Origin of the sequence: Cyclobacterium xiamenense (genome assembly GCF_042140265.1) — a bacterium.
Lineage (GTDB): Bacteria > Bacteroidota > Bacteroidia > Cytophagales > Cyclobacteriaceae > Cyclobacterium > Cyclobacterium xiamenense_A.
Map to the genome: position 1 here is coordinate 1,708,258 of NZ_CP159481.1, position 23,414 is coordinate 1,731,671.

Consider the following 23,414-nt stretch of genomic DNA (forward strand, 5'->3'; position numbering starts at 1 on the left):
GGCAGGAGGATTCTGACAGCATAGGTTAGTTTAAAAAATACAGCTTGACTTTTATTCGTTTTAAGATTTATTTTCAGTGGTCTCTGGACTTTAATTTTTAGGTAAAGCAATTGTAGCGTAGGGAGAAATTAGTCGGAAACCATCAAAAATTCCTGCAATCACCTACCCTTTTTTCTTTTCATTTTATCCTACCTTCCGCCTCTGATTCCATCGTACTCCACTGTTATCCACAGTCGATCCTACATGTGATCGTCAAATCAATGAAATTTGCTTATGTACCCCGTTAGCTAAGCTCGGACGCAGATTTTACCCCTGGACCATCTATAGTTAGTCAGATTTTTACGTACATCCAAGGGTTAGAGAGTTAGTTGTATACCAATTGCACTGCTTTGTAAAAAAACATATGCCATTCAGTTTCTTCGAAGAAAAATTTTTCTGTTGGAAAGTAAGAAAAATTGGTTGTTAAACAGACAAAAGGTTCATTGGATGGATGGATTTTCATTTTTTGAATATGATACTTAGCAAAAAGACCTTTTTTACCGGCAAGGGGTCGTATTGGCATAACTGATTGCATGAATTTTTTTTAACTTTTTTTATTGTATGGTGATTGTTGCGCTAGGTATACCAGTTGGCATAGGTGTGAAAGTCCTTGAATGTTGTTTCTTACCCTATTTTTCCCAGGCTTTAGGTCAGGAAAAAGGGCTCGTGTACATTGGCGGAGAATGGTGGTAACCTTATTTTGGAGGAATCCGTGAACCATCCGTTCTTGCTTTTGCATGAGTGTCGGATCTTTTTCGATAATTTGCATTGTGTCGATTTACATGATTTCCTTGGTCATTACGTTATTAATCAGATGCTTATGTGGCTTCCAACCTTCCAAGCGACACGTTATCCCTTTTATTTTCCGGACTCATCGCGTAAAAGAACCTCATTTCCCCCAAGGTGTTACCATTCTTTTTGCGGCTCTAATGGCTCGTAGGATACCCCACCGGGGAAAAACAGTAGGTGGCTCCTGTTTTCTCTATGGAATTTTCACTAATTCAAGATTAATTTAAATTATACACTATTGTTTCTTTGTAAGTTTTGAGAGGTCAAAAGATAATGTCAGCGGATAAATTAGGGAGGGTTGCAGCAGCTGGTTTCAAGTCGCCACTGCCTCTTATTAAAAACTGCCTGGAGGGGATGGCTTAATTTGCCAAAAATCGATATGCCTGAGTGCCGCAGCACTTTAGGTTTGGACGGCACGTAAGTAACGGTTTACCTAATCGGTGTGATTTCAGGGAATAATGTAAGAAATGTACCATCGGGGATTTGTGAGTACGTAACCCACTTACAAGTAATGTCCTTCAAGAAGCCGCTAATAGCCAAACCGTTTTCTGCAAGCAAAATAACTGCAAAAAGTATTCAACTGGTGGCAATTTGTACACGTCTAAAACCCATCCTACTCCGATAGTTACCTCACTATCGAGTGTGGATTCCTGACATCTGCTAAGATATAGTTGCAAAAGTAATTCGCTGTTTATCCGGGCATCGAGGACCAATTGTGTGTAGTGATTTGGTATATGGCTGGGAATTTTGACAGGTTGTAAATGTAGGTTTTTGTTTTGAATTTTGCCATGCCGGTCCGAAACGGAAGTGGGCGCTGCTGAGGAGCAACCCACCAGGGATAGGGCTGGCCGACCGAAACGGGTTCCAAGGCTGTCCAGTGGGCAGCCTTTTTGTCTCCCTGTTTTGGGAGTTTTATTCCTTTGGAAAACCTTACGCCGCATATTCAGAAGGGGTTTGGTATCCCAGTGACTGGTGGGGTCTCTGATTGTTGTAATCTTGTTTCCATGTATCGGCTAGGTCTTGAGCATGCGCAACGGAACTGAATAGGTAAGCATCAAGCACATCTTCCCGGAAGGTTCTATTGAACCGCTCTACGATTCCGTTCTGCTGGGGTTTTCCTTTCTGGATTGGCGACCACGTTATCTGCTGGTCGCTCATCCATGCCTGAAACTTCTTGCTTCTGAATTCAGGACCGTTGTCGGTTCGGATACGCCTGGGCTTGCCCTGAAATTCAATCATACGCTCCAGGTATTCGATTACACGTACAGACGGCAGGCTGTGTGCCACCGCAATCCCCATGCAGGCACGGTTGAAATGATCCACCACGTTCAGCGTCCTGAATTTTCTCCCGTTTTCCAACGTGTCAGACATAAAGTCCATTGCCCACTCTTGGTTGGCCACTAATGGAATCTCAATCGGATTGGCGGGCTGATTCTTGATCCTGCGTTTCAGACGCCTGTGCAGGCTAAATCCCTCTTGCTCGTACACGCGCCTGATCTTGCTACCACTAATGTGAGGATACTTTTTCTGCACCAGGCAGATCACCTTGTTTCTGCCTTTTCGGCTACAGCCTATCACCTGCTCAATCATCGTTTTGATCTGGGCATCTTTTGCTGGCATTTTCTTCTGGTAATACTTTGTGGTTCTGGATACCGATACGACGCTGCACGCCCATGCATGGGACACCTTGTAGGTATCTTCAAGGTAGGTCACCTGTTCCTGCTTTTGCACGGGCGTCAGGGCTTTTTTGACAAAAGATCTTTGATCATGTCAATCTCCAGACTTTGGTTGGCCACTATTCTCTTCAAGCGACTGTTTTCTTCCTCCAGGCTTCTGAGACGACGAAGTTCTTGCACATCCATGCCCGAATATTTATTCCGCCAGCTGTAAAACGTCGCAGAACTGATGCCGTACTTCCGGCATATATCTTCTACTTTGTGGCCGTCCTCTTGCAGTTTGAGGATCTTGATGACCTGCTCTTCGCTAAATTTGCTCTTTTTCATAATCACTAAGTTAAAAATTCTAGTTTTAACCTGTTCAAAAAAAGCAGCCTAGTACCATTTCTTGTAGAGTCGGATCTATTCAAATCCTACAAATGCATTTAATTTACTAAAAATGCAGGTGATTTACTTATTGTTTGATCACGCATTGTTACCATTGAAAATCTAGAGTAACTTCTCGCTCAATTTGCATGATAGAGTCTTAAGATCGTTTTTGTTAGCTAGTTTTTTAATCATACCTGCTTTTAACTTGTTCGCTCAAATACCTGAATTGAGCATTACCAGCGTGGATCCGTTGAAAGTAGACCCGGGTCAGTCGATTACGATCACGGGGTTGGGTTTTGTCCGAAACGAAACACGCGTTTACCTGTCGGGAACCGAACTATTCGTGGAGGATTTCGTTTCCGATTCTGTACTTATCGCCCGTATCACTCCAAATGCGCTGACAGGAAAGGTGCGTGTCCAGATCCGGGGGGAGCTAACCTTTGCGGAAAGTAGTCAGCGGGTAATCGTCAACGGGCCTCCAAAAATAATCTTTCCGGCTCCCGAACCTCGCCTTCATTACGGGGAGGAGTTTGAATTACCACTTCGAAGCGACTTCGCCGACAAGCTGGAGTCAGTACGGTTCGAGCTATTGAGGGGTCCGGACTGGCTGGATTTAACAGAGGGCGGTGACGCCGCTGGGTCTGTATATTTTCAATCGGAAGGGGTCGCTACGTTTGACATGATCGCGAGTCAGGAAGATGGTCTGCTTTTGGCCGATAAAGACGGAGATAAGTTGTATACATTATCCCCAGAGCGAGAATTATCCATATACAGGGAGAATATTAAAAATGGATTTGGATCGATACTGGATATCTTGGCGGTAGGTGATCGGTTGTACGTTTTGGAGAATTACCGTCTCACTATCGTTGATTTAACAAATCCAGATGCAGCGTTGAGGACAGCACCCATCAGTGGTATTGAATTATTCGCTCAGGTGTATGCTGATGACAAATTGTACGTGGCAGGAGCAAACGCTCTGTTTATCTTTGACCTGATCACGGAACAAGTCGTGAGGGAATCGTTTCCTTTTTCTCGGGTCAGTTCCATGGATATTGGCTGGGATGGATATTTGTACCTGGCAGTACCCGGTCAGGGTATCCTTCGGTGGGCGGGCATACAAAGTCCGGCAGAAACCATTATAGATCCTACAGGTTTGGACGCTGCGTTAATTAAATTTGGAAGTCAAGGCAGTTTTTTTGTGTACTATCCACAGGTGGGAGCAAATCCGTCCTTTGTTCAGAAATTCGACAATAGGTTTCAATTGGTATCCACGGAGAAAAGCACGTTCAATTTCAATGCATCGGATTTTGCCTTGGGTGCGCAAGGCGAACTGTTCACCGTATTTGGCCAAAATTTTGTAGCCAAGCGTATTCCCTTTGATTTTATTCGGGGCACTCCCCTAAAATCAGATATTGGCCTGCATGAAATTGAACTACAGGCGCGCAATGCGTACGGAACCTCGGCCCCTTTTTCTTTTACGCTCGAAGTGGTGGATACCGTGCCTCCGATGCTTTCCAGCATTTCACCTTTGGTACAAAGCCTAGCTATAGAGACAGATGCCCGATTGGCATTTACCTTTGACGAACAAATTCGTCTGAATAACGAAGGACAGCTTGCGTTTTACAGGGAAGACGAGCCCGTGCCTTTTGCAACGTACACGAGTGTAGACGCAGAGGTCGCCCTTTCCGGAGACCAGCAAACATTGTATGTGTCGCCGAAAACAGAATGGCCACTCGGGGCTCGTGTTTCCTTGCAGAGTAGCAGTCCGGCCTTGGTTACGGATCTATCAGGAAATGGCTTTTTGGGTTTCGATCGAACGGCCACCTACTGGACAATCGTAAATCAACGGGGCCAGGAAATTGAATTGGATCCGGCCTTAGTAAATAAAGTGTATGGGGATGCCGAATTTGATCTGGGTCCAGCATTGACCTCCGCGGGTTTACCAGTTACCTACACGGCTGCTAATGAGGGTATCGTATCCATCGAGGGCAATCGAGCCAGAATTTTAGCAGCAGGTAGTACCACCATCACAGCCTCACAACCGGGGGATGCTACCACCCAGGCGGCTACCGAAATTTCCTTTGAGTTGGTCGTGGGTAAAGCTTCACTTTCTGTTTTGATTGACTGGAAGACGGTTTTTTATGGGGATGCTAATCCCCAGTTTACCTATACGATTTTGGATGGATTGGTTAAGGAAGAAGATCGGAACAGCTTGGCGTTCCAATTTGGAACCAATCGTACACAGTTTGATCCGCCCACTGATTTTCCCATTTTTCCAATCGCAGGAGGTGAGCATCCGAATTATGCGATTGATTTTGGATCAAATGGTCGGCTTCGGGTATTGCGAGCATCTCTTGTTGTAAAGGCGGTTGCAACAGAAAAAATCTATGGCGAAGAAAACCCCGAATTCGTAGTGGAATACAGTGGTTTCCGGGGTACGGATTCCGCTCTGGAAATTCCTCCCCAGCTTACTACGACTGCAGGTTTGGGTACGGCCGTGGGTGAGTATGCAATTTTACGTGAACCTGGTACAGGATTGGATCCTAGATACGAAATAGCGTATCAGGAAAATACATTCACTATCAATCCGAAACTCCTTGTGGTAACCGCCGAGGCCGGCCAAAGCAAAACCTACGGACAGGATGATCCTACCTTTACTTTTAGCAGCAGCGGCTTTGTAAACGGGGAGGACGAATCGATTTTGACCGGAGCCCTCAGCCGGGAATCCGGCGAAGACGTGGGCAGCTATGCGCTGACAATAGGAGACCTAAGTGCCGGCGGCAACTATGCCCTGGACTTTACCTCGGCTGATTTTGGCATCAACCAGCAAACGCTGAGTATTACCGCTGAGGCCGCCCAAAGCAAAACCTACGGACAGGCCGATCCTACCTTTACCTTTAGCAGCAGCGGCTTTGTAAACGGAGAAGACGAATCGCTGCTAACAGGAGCCCTCAGCCGGGAATCCGGTGAAGACGTGGGCAGCTATGCGCTGACAATAGGCGACCTAAGTGCCGGCAGCAACTATGCCCTGGACTTTACGTCGGCTGATTTTGGCATCGACCAGCAAACGCTGAGTATTACCGCCGAGGTTGGCCAAAGCAAAACCTATGGACAGGCCGACCCGACCTTTACCTTTAGCAGCAATGGCTTTGTAAACGGGGAGGACGAATCGATTTTGACCGGAGCCTTGAGCCGGGAACCCGGTGAAGACGTGGGCAGCTATGCGCTGACAATAGGCGACCTGAGTGCGGGTGCCAACTATGCCCTGGACTTCACGTCGGCTGATTTTGGCATCAATCAACAGACCCTGAGTATTACCGCCGATGCCGGCCAAAGCAAAACCTACGGACAGGCCGACCCGACCTTTACCTTTAGCAGCAATGGCTTTGTAAACGGGGAGGACGAATCGATTTTGACCGGAGCCTTGAGCCGGGAACCCGGTGAAGACGTGGGCAGCTATGCGCTGACAATAGGCGACCTGAGTGCGGGTGCCAACTATGCCCTGGACTTCACGTCGGCTGATTTTGGCATCAATCAACAGACCCTGAGTATTACCGCCGATGCCGGCCAAAGCAAAACCTACGGACAGGCCGATCCTACCTTTACCTTTAGCAGCAGCGGATTTGTTAACGGAGAAGACGAGTCAATTTTGACCGGAGCCCTCAGCCGGGAATCCGGTGAAGACGTGGGCAGCTATGCGCTGACAATAGGCGACCTGAGTGCCGGCGGCAATTATGCCCTGGACTTTACGTCGGCTGATTTTGGCATCAACCAACAAACGCTGAGTATAACCGCCGATGCCGACCAAAGCAAAACCTACGGACAGGCCGATCCTACCTTTACTTTTAGCAGCAGCGGCTTTGTAAACGGGGAGGACGAATCGATTTTGACCGGAGCCTTGAGCCGGGAATCCGGTGAAGACGTGGGTAGCTATGCGCTGACAATAGGCGACCTGAGCGCTGGCGCCAACTATACGCTGGACTTTACCCCGGCCGACTTTGGCATCAATCAGCAAACGCTTGACATTACTGCCGATGTCGGCCAAAGCAAAACCTATGGTCAGGCCGACCCTACTTTTACCTTTAGCAGCAATGGATTTGTAAACGGGGAAGATGAATCGATTTTCACCGGAGCCCTTAGCCGGGAACCCGGCGAAGACGTGGGTAGCTATGCGCTCACCCTGGGCGACCTCACTGCCGGTGCCAACTATGCCCTGGACTTTACTCCGGCGGCCTTTGGCATCAATCAGCAAACGCTGAGTATTACTGCTGAGGTTGGCCAAAGCAAAACCTATGGACAGGTCGACCCGACCTTTACTTTTAGCAGCAATGGCTTTGTAAACGGGGAGGACGAATCGATTTTGACCGGAGCCTTGAGCCGGGAATCCGGTGAAGACGTGGGTAGCTATGCGCTCACCCTGGGCGACCTCACTGCCGGTGCCAACTATGCCCTGGACTTTACTCCGGCGGCCTTTGGCATCAATCAGCAAACGCTGAGTATTACTGCTGAGGTTGGCCAAAGCAAAACCTATGGACAGGTCGACCCGACCTTTACTTTTAGCAGCAATGGCTTTGTAAACGGGGAGGACGAATCGATTTTGACCGGAGCCTTGAGCCGGGAATCCGGTGAAGACGTGGGCAGCTATGCGCTGACCCTGGGCGACCTGAGTGCGGGCGACAACTATACGCTGGACTTTACGTCGGCTGATTTTGGCATCAATCAGCAAACGCTGAGTATAACCACCGAGGCCGGCCAAAGCAAAACCTACGGACAAGCCGACCCGACCTTTACCTTTAGCAGCAGCGGCTTTGTTAACGGAGAAGACGAATCGCTACTGACCGGAGCCTTAAGTCGAGAATCCGGCGAAGACGTGGGCAACTACGCCCTGACAAAAGGAGACCTAAGTGCCGGTGGAAACTATACGCTGGACTTTACGTCGGCTGATTTTGGCATCAACCAGCAAACGCTTACCATAACCGCCGATGTCGGCCAAAGCAAAACCTACGGACAAGCCGACCCAACCTTTACCTTTAGCAGCAGCGGCTTTGTTAACGGAGAAGACGAATCGCTACTGACCGGAGCCTTAAGTCGAGAATCCGGCGAAGACGTGGGCAACTACGCCCTGACAAAAGGAGACCTAAGTGCCGGTGGAAACTATACGCTGGACTTTACGTCGGCTGATTTTGGCATCAACCAGCAAACGCTGAGTATTACCGCCGATGCCGGCCAAAGCAAAACCTACGGACAGGTCGATCCTACCTTTACCTTTAGCAGCAATGGCTTTGTAAACGGAGAAGACGAATCGCTACTGACCGGAGCCTTAAGTCGAGAATCCGGCGAAGACGTGGGTAGTTATGCCCTGACAATAGGCGACCTGAGTGCCGGAGGCAACTATGCCCTGGACTTTACCCCGGCCGACTTTGGTATCAATCAGCAAACGCTTACCATAACCGCAGATGCCGGCCAAAGCAAAATCTACGGACAGGCCGACCCGACCTTTACCTTTAGCAGCAGCGGCTTTGTAAACGGGGAGGACGAATCGATTTTGACAGGAGCCTTGAGCCGGGAACCCGGTGAAGACGTGGGCAGCTATGCGCTGACAATAGGCGACCTGAGTGCCGGCGGCAATTATGCCCTGGACTTTACGTCGGCTGATTTTGGCATCAACCAACAAACGCTGAGTATAACCGCCGATGCCGACCAAAGCAAAACCTACGGACAGGCCGATCCTACCTTTACTTTTAGCAGCAGCGGCTTTGTAAACGGGGAGGACGAATCGATTTTGACCGGAGCCTTGAGCCGGGAATCCGGTGAAGACGTGGGTAGCTATGCGCTGACAATAGGCGACCTGAGCGCTGGCGCCAACTATACGCTGGACTTTACCCCGGCCGACTTTGGTATCAATCAGCAAACGCTTAACATTACCGCCGAGGCCGGCCAAAGCAAAACCTACGGACAGGCCGATCCTACCTTTACTTTTAGCAGCAGTGGCTTTATAAACGGAGAAGACGAGTCACTGCTTACAGGAGCCCTCAGCCGCGAATCCGGCGAAGACGTGGGCAGCTATGCGCTGACAGTAGGCGACCTGAGTGCCGGTGGAAACTATGCCCTGGACTTTACGTCGGCTGATTTTGGCATCAACCAGCAAACGCTGAGTATTACCGCCGATGCCGGCCAAAGCAAAACCTACGGACAGGATGATCCTACCTTTACTTTTAGCAGCAGCGGCTTTGTAAACGGGGAGGAAGAGTCACTGCTTACAGGAGCCTTGAGCCGGGAATCCGGCGAAGTCGTGGGCAGCTATGCGCTGACAGTAGGCGACCTGAGTGCCGGCGGCAACTATGCCCTGGACTTTACGTCGGCTGATTTTGGCATCAACCAGCAAACGCTGAGTATAACCGCCGATGCCGGCCAAAGCAAAACCTACGGACAGGCCGACCCTACTTTTACCTTTAGCAGCAATGGATTTGTCAATGGGGAAGACGAATCGATGTTGACCGGAGCCTTGAGCCGGGAACCGGGAGACGATGTAGGCAGCTATGCATTGACCCTGGGCGATCTGAGTGCCGGAGGCAACTACGCCCTGGACTTTACCCCGGCTAACTTTGCCATCAATCAGCAAACGCTGAGTATTACTGCCGATGCCGGGCAAAGCAAAACCTATGGACAAACCGACCCAATCTTTACCTTTAGCAGCAGCGGATTTGTTAACGGAGAAGACGAGTCAATTTTGACCGGAGCCTTAAGTCGAGAATCCGGCGAAGACGTGGGTAGTTATGCCCTGACAATAGGCGACCTGAGTGCGGGCGGCAACTATACGCTGGACTTTACCCCGGCCGACTTTGGTATCAATCAGCAAACGCTTAACATTACCGCCGAGGCCGGCCAAAGCAAAACCTACGGACAGGCCGATCCTACCTTTACTTTTAGCAGCAATGGATTTGTAAACGGAGAAGACGAGTCACTGCTTACAGGAGCCCTCAGCCGCGAATCCGGCGAAGACGTGGGCAGCTATGCGCTGACAGTAGGCGACCTGAGTGCCGGTGGAAACTATGCCCTGGACTTTACGTCGGCTGATTTTGGCATCAACCAGCAAACGCTGAGTATTACCGCCGATGCCGGCCAAAGCAAAACCTACGGACAGGTCGACCCGACCTTTACCTTTAGCAGCAATGGCTTTGTAAACGGGGAGGAAGAGTCACTGCTTACAGGAGCCTTGAGCCGGGAATCCGGCGAAGTCGTGGGCAGCTATGCGCTGACAGTAGGCGACCTGAGTGCCGGCGGCAACTATGCCCTGGACTTTACGTCGGCTGATTTTGGCATCAACCAACAAACGCTGAGTATTACCGCCGATGCCGGCCAAAGCAAAACCTACGGACAGGTCGATCCTACCTTTACCTTTAGCAGCAATGGCTTTGTAAACGGAGAAGACGAATCGCTACTGACCGGAGCCTTAAGTCGAGAATCCGGCGAAGACGTGGGTAGTTATGCCCTGACAATAGGCGACCTGAGTGCCGGAGGCAACTATGCCCTGGACTTTACCCCGGCCGACTTTGGTATCAATCAGCAAACGCTTACCATAACCGCCGATGTCGGCCAAAGCAAAACCTACGGACAGGCCGACCCGACCTTTACCTTTAGCAGCAGCGGCTTTGTAAACGGGGAGGACGAATCGATTTTGACAGGAGCCTTGAGCCGGGAACCCGGTGAAGACGTGGGCAGCTATGCGCTGACACTAGGCGACTTAAGTGCCGGAGGCAACTATGCCCTGGACTTTACGTCGGCTGATTTTGGCATCAACCAGCAGACCCTGAGTATTACCGCTGAGGCCGACCAAAGCAAAACCTACGGTCAAGCCGACCCTACCTTTACCTTTAGCAGCAATGGATTTGTAAACGGAGAAGACGAATCGCTGCTAACAGGAGCCCTGAGCCGGGAATCCGGCGAAGACGTGGGCAGCTATGCGCTGACCCTGGGCGACCTGAGTGCCGGAGGCAACTATGCCCTGGACTTTACCCCGGCCGACTTTGGTATCAATCAGCAAACGCTTACCATAACCGCCGATGTCGGCCAAAGCAAAACCTACGGACAGGCCGACCCGACCTTTACCTTTAGCAGCAGCGGCTTTGTAAACGGGGAGGACGAATCGATTTTGACAGGAGCCTTGAGCCGGGAACCCGGTGAAGACGTGGGCAGCTATGCGCTGACCCTGGGCGACCTGAGTGCGGGTGCCAACTATGCCCTGGACTTTACGTCGGCTGATTTTGGCATCAACCAGCAGACCCTGAGTATTACCGCTGAGGCCGACCAAAGCAAAACCTACGGTCAAGCCGACCCTACCTTTACCTTTAGCAGCAATGGATTTGTAAATGGGGAGGACGAATCGCTACTTACAGGAGCCCTGAGCCGGGAATCCGGCGAAGACGTGGGCAGCTATGCGCTGACCCTGGGCGACCTAAGTGCCGGTGGAAACTACAGGTTGGAATATACCGGTGCAGCGTTTTTGGTTGAAGCAGCTACTGTCACGATTTTAATCGACAATAAGGAAAAAGTATACGGTAGCCCCAATCCGGATCTTACCTTTTCTTATTCAGGCTTCGTTGGTCAGGATTCTGAGTTAGCCGTTCCTCCTACACTTGAAACAGCGGTTGAGCTGACCACTGGCGTTGGCAGGTATGAGATTTCTGTAAAAAATGGAACTGCACGTGATCCAAATTATCGGATAGTCATTGAAACCGGGAGGTTGGAAGTTGTTCCTGCCCCCTTAGCAATCGTCGCTGATAACAAGACTAGAAAATTTGGTGAGGTAAATCCAGCTCTTACCTTCCGCTACGAGGGGCTGGTTGCCGGTGACACGAAGATTGATCGGGAACCATTTGTTTTTACCCTGGCAGAATCGGCCTCACCTGTAGGAACCTATTCCATTATCGTGGAAGGTGGTGAGGATCAGAATTATCAAATTAGCAGGACGCCAGGTACACTTGATGTAGAAATTGGGGTACCCCGAATTACCTGGAATCCGGTGAGTGTTCCGATCAATATAAGCGAATTGGTGATACCGGTACCTCAGAGTAATTCACCGGGAGTATTCCGTTACGAGGTAGGGGATGAAGGCGTTGCGATTGTGCAGAACGGTCGGATCATTCCGGTATCGGAAGGGGTTACCGAATTGACGGCGATTCAGGAGGCGACCTCGAATTTCAGTAGTGGAAGTTTGACGGTTTCATTAACGGTGACCAAGTCGCAGCGGGAATTATTATTGGATAAAATACGGGACTACCAGGAGTCTGGCGGGACCAGTCCTGGATTGGTAGAACGTGATTTGCGTATCCTTGGGATGTCCGGGACAGACGGTTTGGATCTGGGCTTACTGAATTCGGTAGTAGCGGCAGCGGACCGCATCGATTCGGAAGCGGATTTGCAGGAGTTGATAGACCTGATTCAATCGGGAGCGGATAGCGATGGGGATGGAGTTCCGGATTATGTGGAGATACTGGAATCCACGGATAAGATGGATTCCTGGGATTATCTGGACAGCGATGGTGACGGGGTTCCGGACCACGTGGAAGCGGCGCAGGGGACAGACGCGCAGGATGGGTCCAGCTACCTGGATAGCAATGGGGACGGTACGCCGGATTACATACGGGACCGATCGATTATCGGATTGGCAGAAGAGGCCCCTTCTATCTCGGTTGCCTGGGGTACGGAGGGCGCGGCGGATCGATTGCCGGACAGCGTTTCCGTAGAGTTGGGCGATGGGTCGATAATCAAAGCGGGTGTGATTTGGGATACCTCGGGCCTGGATGTGTTTACAGCGGGGACGTATCCTCTGGAGGGTTCTTTGGTTCCTCCATACGATTACCGCAATACGTACGGAATTTCAGCGGAAGCAGAGATATCCGTAGATGAGAAACCGGTACCTCAAATCAGTTGGAATGCGGTGAGTGTTCCGATCAATATAAGCGAATTGGTGATACCGGTACCTCAGAGTAATTCACCGGGAGTATTCCGTTACGAGGTAGGGGATGAAGGCGTTGCGATTGTGCAGAACGGTCGGATCATTCCGGTATCGGAAGGGGTTACCGAATTGACGGCGATCCAGGAAGCGACCTCGAATTTCAGTAGTGGAAGTTTGACGGTTTCATTAACGGTGACCAAGTCGCAGCGGGAATTATTATTGGATAAAATACGGGACTACCAGGAGTCTGGCGGGACCAGTCCTGGATTGGTAGAACGTGATTTGCGTATCCTTGGGATGTCCGGGACAGACGGTTTGGATCTGGGCTTACTGAATTCGGTAGTAGCGGCAGCGGACCGCATCGATTCGGAAGCGGATTTGCAGGAGTTGATAGACCTGATTCAATCGGGATCGGATAGCGATGGGGATGGAGTTCCGGATTATGTGGAGATACTGGAATCCACGGATAAGATGGATTCCTGGGATTATCTGGACAGCGATGGTGACGGGGTTCCGGACCATGTGGAAGCGGCACAGGGGACAGACGCGCAGGATGGGTCCAGCTACCTGGATAGCAATGGGGACGGTACGCCGGATTACATACGGGACCGATCGATTATCGGATTGGCAGAAGAGGCCCCTTCTATCTCGGTTGCCTGGGGTATGGAGGGCGCGGCGGATCGATTGCCGGACAGCGTTTCCGTAGAGTTGGGCGATGGGTCGATAATCAAAGCGGGTGTGATTTGGGATACCTCGGGTCTGGATGTGTTTACAGCGGGGACGTATCCGCTAAACGGAGCGTTAATTCCTCCATACGATTACCGCAATACGTACGGAATTTCAGCGGAAGCAGAGATATCCGTAGATGAGAAACCGGTACCTCAAATCAGTTGGAATCCGGTGAGTGTTCCGATCAATATAAGCGAATTGGTGATACCGGTACCTCAGAGTAATTCACCGGGAGTATTCCGTTACGAGGTAGGGGATGAAGGCGTTGCGATTGTGCAGAACGGTCGGATCATTCCGGTATCGGAAGGGGTTACCGAATTGACGGCGATTCAGGAGGCGACCTCGAATTTCAGCAGTGGAAGTTTGACGGTTTCGTTAACGGTGACCAAGTCGCAGCGGGAATTATTATTGGATAAAATACGGGACTACCAGGAGTCTGGCGGGACCAGTCCTGGATTGGTAGAACGTGATTTGCGTATCCTTGGGATGTCCGGGACAGACGGTTTGGATCTGGGCTTACTGAATTCGGTAGTAGCGGCAGCGGACCGCATCGATTCGGAAGCGGATTTGCAGGAGTTGATAGACCTGATTCAATCGGGAGCGGATAGCGATGGGGATGGAGTTCCGGATTATGTGGAGATACTGGAATCCACGGATAAGATGGATTCCTGGGATTATCTGGACAGCGATGGTGACGGGGTTCCGGACCACGTGGAAGCGGCGCAGGGGACAGACGCGCAGGATGGGTCCAGCTACCTGGATAGCAATGGGGACGGTACGCCGGATTACATACGGGACCGATCGATTATCGGATTGGCAGAAGAGGCCCCTTCTATCTCGGTTGCCTGGGGTACGGAGGGCGCGGCGGATCGATTGCCGGACAGCGTTTCCGTAGAGTTGGGCGATGGGTCGATAATCAAAGCGGGTGTGATTTGGGATACCTCGGGCCTGGATGTGTTTACAGCGGGGACGTATCCTCTGGAGGGTTCTTTGGTTCCTCCATACGATTACCGCAATACGTACGGAATTTCAGCGGAAGCAGAGATATCCGTAGATGAGAAACCGGTACCTCAAATCAGTTGGAATGCGGTGAGTGTTCCGATCAATATAAGCGAATTGGTGATACCGGTACCTCAGAGTAATTCACCGGGAGTATTCCGTTACGAGGTAGGGGATGAAGGCGTTGCGATTGTGCAGAACGGTCGGATCATTCCGGTATCGGAAGGGGTTACCGAATTGACGGCGATCCAGGAAGCGACCTCGAATTTCAGCAGTGGAAGTTTGACGGTTTCATTAACGGTGACCAAGTCGCAGCGGGAATTATTATTGGATAAAATACGGGACTACCAGGAGTCTGGCGGGACCAGTCCTGGATTGGTAGAACGTGATTTGCGTATCCTTGGGATGTCCGGGACAGACGGTTTGGATCTGGGCTTACTGAATTCGGTAGTAGCGGCAGCGGACCGCATCGATTCGGAAGCGGATTTGCAGGAGTTGATAGACCTGATTCAATCGGGAGCGGATAGCGATGGGGATGGAGTTCCGGATTATGTGGAGATACTGGAATCCACGGATAAGATGGATTCCTGGGATTATCTGGACAGCGATGGTGACGGGGTTCCGGACCACGTGGAAGCGGCGCAGGGGACAGACGCGCAGGATGGGTCCAGCTACCTGGATAGCAATGGGGACGGTACGCCGGATTACATACGGGACCGATCGATTATCGGATTGGCAGAAGAGGCCCCTTCTATCTCGGTTGCCTGGGGTACGGAGGGCGCGGCGGATCGATTGCCGGACAGCGTTTCCGTAGAGTTGGGCGATGGGTCGATAATCAAAGCGGGTGTGATTTGGGATACCTCGAGCCTGGATGTGTTTACAGCGGGGACGTATCCGCTAAACGGAGCGTTAATTCCTCCATACGATTACCGCAATACGTACGGAATTTCAGCGGAAGCAGAGATATCCGTAGATGAGAAACCGGTACCTCAAATCAGTTGGAATGCGGTGAGTGTTCCGATCAATATAAGCGAGTTGGTGATACCGGTACCTCAGAGTAATTCACCGGGAGTATTCCGTTACGAGGTAGGGGATGAAGGCGTTGCGATTGTGCAGAACGGTCGGATCATTCCGGTATCGGAAGGGGTTACCGAATTGACGGCGATCCAGGAAGCGACCTCGAATTTCAGCAGTGGAAGTTTGACGGTTTCATTAACGGTGACCAAGTCGCAGCGGGAATTATTATTGGATAAAATACGGGACTACCAGGAGTCTGGCGGGACCAGTCCTGGATTGGTAGAACGTGATTTGCGTATCCTTGGGATGTCCGGGACAGACGGTTTGGATCTGGGCTTACTGAATTCGGTAGTAGCGGCAGCGGACCGCATCGATTCGGAAGCGGATTTGCAGGAGTTGATAGACCTGATTCAATCGGGAGCGGATAGCGATGGGGATGGAGTTCCGGATTATGTGGAGATACTGGAATCCACGGATAAGATGGATTCCTGGGATTATCTGGACAGCGATGGTGACGGGGTTCCGGACCACGTGGAAGCGGCGCAGGGGACAGACGCGCAGGATGGGTCCAGCTACCTGGATAGCAATGGGGACGGTACGCCGGATTACATACGGGACCGATCGATTATCGGATTGGCAGAAGAGGCCCCTTTCTATCTCGGTTGCCTGGGGTACGGAGGGCGCGGCGGATCGATTGCCGGACAGCGTTTCCGTAGAGTTGGGCGATGGGTCGATAATCAAAGCGGGTGTGATTTGGGATACCTCGAGCCTGGATGTGTTTACAGCGGGGACGTATCCGCTAAACGGAGCGTTAATTCCTCCATACGATTACCGCAATACGTACGGAATTTCAGCGGAAGCAGAGATATCCGTAGATGAGAAACCGGTACCTCAAATCAGTTGGAATCCGGTGAGTGTTCCGATCAATATAAGCGAGTTGGTGATACCGGTACCTCAGAGTAATTCACCGGGAGTATTCCGTTACGAGGTAGGGGATGAAGGCGTTGCGATTGTGCAGAACGGTCGGATCATTCCGGTATCGGAAGGGGTTACCGAATTGACGGCGATTCAGGAGGCGACCTCGAATTTCAGCAGTGGAAGTTTGACGGTTTCGTTAACGGTGACCAAGTCGCAGCGGGAATTATTATTGGATAAAATACGGGACTACCAGGAGTCTGGCGGGACCAGTCCTGGATTGGTAGAACGTGATTTGCGTATCCTTGGGATGTCCGGGACAGACGGTTTGGATCTGGGCTTACTGAATTCGGTAGTAGCGGCAGCGGACCGCATCGATTCGGAAGCGGATTTGCAGGAGTTGATAGACCTGATTCAATCGGGATCGGATAGCGATGGGGATGGAGTTCCGGATTATGTGGAGATACTGGAATCCACGGATAAGATGGATTCCTGGGATTATCTGGACAGCGATGGTGACGGGGTTCCGGACCATGTGGAAGCGGCCCAGGGGACAGACGCGCAGGATGGGTCCAGCTACCTGGATAGCAATGGGGACGGTACGCCGGATTACATACGGGACCGATCGATTATCGGATTGGCAGAAGAGGCCCCTTCTATCTCGGTTGCCTGGGGTACGGAGGGCGCGGCGGATCGATTGCCGGACAGCGTTTCCGTAGAGTTGGGCGATGGGTCGATAATCAAAGCGGGTGTGATTTGGGATACCTCGGGCCTGGATGTGTTTACAGCGGGGACGTATCCGCTAAACGGAGCGTTAATTCCTCCATACGATTACCGCAATACCTACGGAATTGCGGCCGAAGCATTCGTGACAGTAGGTACAAAGCCTGCACCTACCGACATACGACTGTCTAATACGATTATTCCAGCTACACCTACGGACGGGGAGGTATTTATCGGTCGTATTGAAATTGAAGATGAGGTGGACGATACCATCGGGCTGTCATTACCGGATGATAACCCCGACAATGCCTATTTTACCATTCGTCAGGATTCCCTCTTCTTCCTGGCAAGCGAATCTCAGGACGGTCAGGATCGGTTTGAACCAACAATTCGTGCCATTGATTCCCAGGAAAACGTTTTGGACAAACAATTCTCCCTTTTTAGGTTATCCGGCTCTGTTATTTCGCCAGCAAGCGATGATCCAGATGGCTTACGTATAGTCAATTCCTTTAGCCCAAATGGCGATGGGATCAACGATGTGTGGTTGATCGAAGGATTGGATAAATTCTTGTTTTCCGAAGTGCAGGTATTTGACCGCGGAGGAAGAAGGGTGTTTCTCAGTAGGGACCCCGAAATTGGTTGGGATGGAGGGCACGATGGGCAGATGCTTCCTACCGGTACGTACTACTATGTATTAAAGATTGAGGATCGGGAGCAACTGAGAAAGGGTTTCATAAATTTAATCAAAAAATAGAATGGAATTGTCTTATGAAAATAGTCAATGATTGCCGTAGATTCATTTTTCTTGTAGTTGTTATTTCCTCGTATTCGATCGAGTCCATTGGGCAGTCCAGGAAATACATGGCACAGTTCGATCATTTTAAATCTTATTATAATCCCGGGTTGACCGGGTTTTCAGGCTCCTCATTTGGTAGTTTCGTACGCAACCAGTGGGCGGGGTTTGATGGGGCACCGGTATCCATTTTCCTCAGTGGTGAATTCGATCTGGGTGATTTCACGTCTAGGGACAGTATAGGCGGACTTGGACGCAATGCACTCGGAATGAATCTATACTACGACCAGTTTGGAGCTTTCCAAGATACACGGGTTGTTTTGAGTTATGCGTCACGGATTTCGCTGTCCGATAAAGTCGGGTTACGGCTTGGTTTGGGAGTGAATTATGCGTTATCCAATATCGATGGCAGTAGAGTCATAGGGGATCAGGTGGATGATCCCGTAATTAATCAATATTTTGGGAGCTACGCAGATATGCGTGTGTTGGATTTTAATGCCGGCTTGGTACTCACCCATCCGAATTATTATGTTGGCTACAGTGCGCATAATATTTCTCAGGGGAAGTACTTTATTTCTGGTGACGCTTTTATGGATGAATTTCCTGTTGAGCATATATTGCAAGCGGGTTACAAAAATAAGGTAAGCGAAAATATAGCCATTTCTACCACGTTAATGGCGAATCGCTACCAATACAATCCCTTAAACGTGCAGGTTAATTTCAAAACTTTGCTGTACGAATGGGTTTGGATCGGTGGGGGGCATCGGGTTAATTTTGCGCATAATTTTCAGTTAGGCTTTTTGTTCTCTAATTTTATTTTCGGGTATATCTATGAGTTGCCGATGACCAATGCCTATTTGTTGCCAAACACTTCTCACGAGTTTGTGCTTTCTTTCTCATTAAGTGGAGAGCGTCTAAATAAATTTCAAGTTTTTTGGTGATTTACAGAAACATTGGTTGAAATTTAAAGGGTCATTTTCGGTGGGGTATGAAAATAGATTTTCTCCGTAGATGTCCATAGTAGTAGGTGGATAGTATAGCGCTCCCCATTTGTTGGACGAATGGTCTCAGTTGCCGAGTGAATTTATTTGTTGATGGTATTTTTAGTTATGCTGTCTTGCCTTATCGTACTTGCGTATCTTTCTTCCGGTTTTGCCTCGTAGTATGGTGGACCTTCCCTTGTTTAAGAATGACAGGCACCACTCCAAGTGCATTGAACGTTTGGGAGGGTGAATAATTTATTTACGACCTTGCCTGTTTTCAAAATAGGCTGAGGCAGCAATTAATTATCAATTGTACGCGTTTCATTTTTTTTTTAAAGAATACTTCACAAAAAATAAATAAATGGTAATTACATTAGCGCATGAAATTTTTTTATTGTCAAAAAGATAATAAATATCGGGCAAATGCATGGAGTAAATATTGGTCTTGGTTAACACCAAAAAGGCCTTTTCATTCATTCCCAAATAACGAATTAAAAATGGCAATGGATTCTGTAGTTTGTGAGTCGGTGAACTTTCTAGGGAAAGGGTCCTCACTTGAAGGGAGTGTCGAAACTAACTCTGATATAAGAGTAGATGGGAAAATAATCGGTGATATCACGACGTCAAAAACGCTGGTGGTTGGACCTATGGGAGAAGTAGTGGGTAAAATTCGTGCGCATACTGTCGTGATTGCAGGCCAGGTTTTTGGTGATATTTTCTCGTCTGGCGTCGTTGTAATTGAAGCTTCCGGGTACTACGAAGGAAAGGTAACATCCGATTCTATAAGTATACACACCGGGGCATCGATTGTTGGAAGCATCGTTACACCCCGAGTGAAACAACGTTCCCTTGGTATCAAATCGATAAGGACTGAAAATGAAAGTAGGAAATCAATAGTCAGTTATTCCAACGAAAAAGGCTGTTTAGATTTAGCTTAGGTACAAACGGTGGAGACAGACTTGGTTTAATACCTGTTAATTTCTTTGCTTAAAGAAGGAGTTTGGAGTATTAGCGTTTTTGATTCTTGGTTTTGTATGAGAAATAAATTTAGTCCTGAAAACGACAACAATTCCTGTATGGCTTCTGGTTTTATTAGATTCCCGTCGGTTTATGGATAAATCTTTTAGGCAACTCTACAACTACAATTGGCTTTTCATTGGTAATTGTCCATTGGTATTTACTGCTTTTGACGAGTAAAACGATTCTGATTTCTACCTATAACTCGTTTGACCCAGCTATTTTATTTTATCTCGTATTAATTTTTGATTATAACCATGACAGTTTCCTTAACACCTCTTGCCGACGTAAAAATTGCCATCGTAGGATTGGGCTATGTGGGATTACCCCTGGCCGTTGAATTTGCCCGGAAATTTCCCGTTATCGGATTCGATATTTCCGAAAGACGCGTGGCCGAACTCAATGCCGGAAGGGACCTGACCCTGGAAGTGGCCGACGAAGACCTGCAGTCGGTCCTGCTTACCGATTCCAGCGCGGGCAAAATCGGGCTAGTACCTACCTGCAACGCCGACCAGCTGGCGGACTGTCAGATTTTTGTGGTAACCGTACCCACCCCCACGGACCGGCACCACCGTCCGGTGCTTACTCCCATGCTGAAGGCCTCGGAAACCATCGGAAAGTACCTCAAAAAAGGGGACCTGGTGATTTACGAATCGACGGTCTACCCGGGGGTGACGGAAGAGGAATGCGTGCCCCTGCTGGAAAAAGTCAGCGGGCTGCGCTATAACGAAGACTTTTATGCCGGCTACTCCCCGGAACGGATCAACCCGGGGGATAAGGAACATACCGTAGCCAAAATCCTGAAGGTGACCTCCGGTTCCACCCCCGAGGTGGCCGAGTACGTGGACCGATTGTACCGGGAAGTGATCAGGGCCGGTACCCACAAAGCCAGCAGCATCAAGGTGGCCGAGGCCGCCAAGGTGATCGAAAACTCCCAACGGGACATCAACATCGCCTTTGTGAACGAACTTTCCAAAATCTTTAACCTGCTGCAGATCGATACGCAGGAGGTATTGGCGGCTGCCGGCACCAAATGGAATTTTCTACCCTTCAAACCCGGACTGGTCGGCGGACACTGCATCAGCGTGGATCCCTACTACCTGGCACAAAAAGCCCAGGAGGTGGGCTACCATCCGGAAATCATCCTGGCCGGACGCCGGCTCAACGACTCCATGGGCAAGCACGTGGCCACCGAAGTGATCAAGCACATGATGCGTAAGGACTTGAAAGTGATCGACTCCAAGGTGCTGATCCTGGGTTTTACCTTCAAGGAAGATTGCCCCGACGTGCGCAATACCCGGGTGATCGATATTTACCAGGAGTTGCGGGCCTTTGACATGGACGTGGACGTCTACGACCCCTGGGCCAGCAAGGAAGAGGTTGCTCATGAATACGGATTGGAAATCATCGACGGTGACACCTGCCCCGATATGAGCGCCTATTCCGCCATCGTTTTGGCCGTGGCCCATAAAAAATTCAAAGACCTGCCCATCCAAAAAACAACCACCTGGTCGTCTTCGACGTCAAAGCCGTCTTGGAGAAGGACAAGGTGGATGCACGGTTGTAGCGCGGCACAGGATAACCTGGTTTGGTCGGGTTTGCGGTGGTAGGTAGTCGGGTACTGTAGGGGAACGGAACGAGAGGCCAAGGAGGTCGTAAAGAGTTTAAACCTCGGTAAAGTTAATAATCACCAATTTTGTATGTATCGGTGATATTCCCCAAACAAATTTATTTCCTTTTGGGATGAAAATGCCGGGCAGAAGATTATCACAAAGCGTATCCATTTGACTCTTACATGCCGTTTATTCAAATTTGGCTAAATGCTAGGAATCATAGGGTAGGCTTTTCCCAGATAAAGTACCAGCGCCTGGTGTTCTCTCTTTACTTGCTAGATTCAAACCTGCTCATCGATTACAAAAAAATGGATGATTAAAATTAAAGGGTAAAATAGATTTTCTAAAGGACTTTTAGGGAGGTTTTTCAAACGCTATAGAATGGGTTGGTAAAGTAGAAGAAAGACCTCGAATCGAACTGAATTTTTAGCAGTAGCAGGGTCGGTGAAGGAGTAATTAAATTCTCTTTTCGGAAGGGATGGTGATAGAGTTTATTTGATAGAATAAGTTTGGGACAAAAAAAATCCCTCAAAACATTAAGGGATTTTTCCATTCAGTAGCTACTTCCGGGCGTGAATTTGACAGCTTTTAGAATTAAAAAATGCCGCAAGCAACTACGACTAAACCTATATTTACTTTGCAATGATACGAATTGACAATAGAAGGAACAATTAGCGGAGTGTCTTCTGGTTTACCTTTTGATTCTTTTCATTTTGCTGTTCGCAATGAAATACTTTAATCAGTCAAAAAGTCGGAATTGAGACGGAAAGAGCGGTGGTTTAACTTTTCTCTCATAAGGTAAAGGATGTTGTATTCTATTTCCCGTGTTCGCTTTATTGCTGTTTGCAGGGATCAACCAGCTTTGGTTTGTAGGAGCCTAACGTAGAAGCGTTAGTACAAGTGTTCCAGCAGCGACGCCATGAGAACACAACAGACGGAAGCGTTGGTTTTCACCTGCGACAAGCGAATCTGAGAAATTCTAGTACTTTACCTGATATATAACCAAATCATCTTCTGTTGTACCGGTTGGGTTATTATAGATCGTATGTAAGGTATTCCAAAAGTTCCCATCTATTGCCGGACCTATTCCAAATCCGTCAAAATGTGCGCCCATACCCAACGCGTGTCCGAACTCGTGGATGACCATATCCACGTTAATCTCATTTGCACAGGCAGCTGCCCCGATGTGCACATACAGTACCGTATTGATGGTCCCCGTTGCATCATAGAATCCATCGGTCAATACATAATCCAACACTTCGCCGCTAGTTGCCTGCTCGGTGATGGTAAAGGTAGGCAGTGGATAGCTCGTTGTACCAACCCCTTGAGATACGTGTCCGCAGCCGTTTGGGTCAGTGGTGGAGCCAAATTGGCCCAAAGCTGTTCCCCGACTGACAATGATACCTCTTTTGATATCCGTATCAGGGGTGTTTGCGATACTCGCTCTGTCAAAAAGTTTTTTTCCAACCTCTTTTTCAATGGTATCAAGCGCCTGTTCCGCCAAAACATAGCCTCCTGTTTTGACCGGTATTAGTCCATCTTTTGTAATGTTCCAGGATTTCAACTTTATCAAATCGTATATACCGTACGTTTGTAGCGAATACCATGGAAAGCCCTCGTCACTTAGATTGGTTTTTTTTATATTTTCCAGAATTCCAGTAGGTCCTACGATTGTACTTTCGCTATCGGAATAGCGGGATTCCGCCTCTTCACAACTTAAAACCGAAGATGCCAATGCCAGTAAAATGAGATAAACGAAACATTTCATGGATAATCCAATTACTTATCAACCCC

Annotated in this window: 6 protein-coding genes and 2 pseudogenes; 5 read left to right on the top strand and 3 right to left on the bottom strand. The window is 49.3% G+C overall.

Going from position 1 to position 23,414, the window contains the following annotated elements:
* Nucleotides 1-1,758 precede the first annotated feature (1,758 nt).
* Both ABWH99_RS07375 and ABWH99_RS07380 read right to left on the bottom strand, forming a co-directional pair.
* Entirely contained in the window at nt 1,759-2,559 is an 801-nt protein-coding gene (locus ABWH99_RS07375; RefSeq protein WP_375585646.1) for an IS3 family transposase, read from the bottom strand.
* A gap of 5 nt (nt 2,560-2,564) precedes the next feature.
* The gene (locus ABWH99_RS07380; RefSeq protein WP_375585647.1) at nt 2,565-2,831 is read right to left on the bottom strand and encodes a transposase; all 267 of its coding nucleotides are present in this window, start codon (nt 2,829-2,831) and stop codon (nt 2,565-2,567) included.
* Nucleotides 2,832-3,114: 283 nt separating this feature from the next.
* Between ABWH99_RS07380 and ABWH99_RS07385 the strand changes: the two are divergent.
* The 5 genes and pseudogenes from ABWH99_RS07385 to ABWH99_RS07405 all read left to right on the top strand — a co-directional run.
* Nucleotides 3,115-16,131, top strand: a pseudogene (locus tag ABWH99_RS07385) (MBG domain-containing protein); the annotation flags it as partial.
* A gap of 31 nt (nt 16,132-16,162) precedes the next feature.
* Nucleotides 16,163-17,968, top strand: a complete 1,806-nt coding sequence (locus ABWH99_RS07390; RefSeq protein WP_375585648.1) for a gliding motility-associated C-terminal domain-containing protein — start codon at nt 16,163-16,165, stop codon at nt 17,966-17,968.
* A gap of 14 nt (nt 17,969-17,982) precedes the next feature.
* Nucleotides 17,983-18,948, top strand: a complete 966-nt coding sequence (locus ABWH99_RS07395; RefSeq protein ID WP_375585649.1) for a PorP/SprF family type IX secretion system membrane protein — start codon at nt 17,983-17,985, stop codon at nt 18,946-18,948.
* A gap of 422 nt (nt 18,949-19,370) precedes the next feature.
* Nucleotides 19,371-19,928 (top strand): polymer-forming cytoskeletal protein, encoded by a 558-nt coding sequence (locus tag ABWH99_RS07400; RefSeq protein ID WP_375585650.1) that lies wholly within the window; start codon nt 19,371-19,373, stop codon nt 19,926-19,928.
* Between the two features lie 336 nt (nt 19,929-20,264).
* Nucleotides 20,265-21,574: pseudogene (locus tag ABWH99_RS07405) on the top strand (nucleotide sugar dehydrogenase).
* Nucleotides 21,575-22,599: 1,025 nt separating this feature from the next.
* On the opposite strand, the gene ABWH99_RS07410 reads toward ABWH99_RS07405, so the two are convergent.
* Entirely contained in the window at nt 22,600-23,388 is a 789-nt protein-coding gene (locus ABWH99_RS07410) for a hypothetical protein (protein ID WP_375585651.1), read from the bottom strand.
* Nucleotides 23,389-23,414 lie beyond the last annotated feature (26 nt).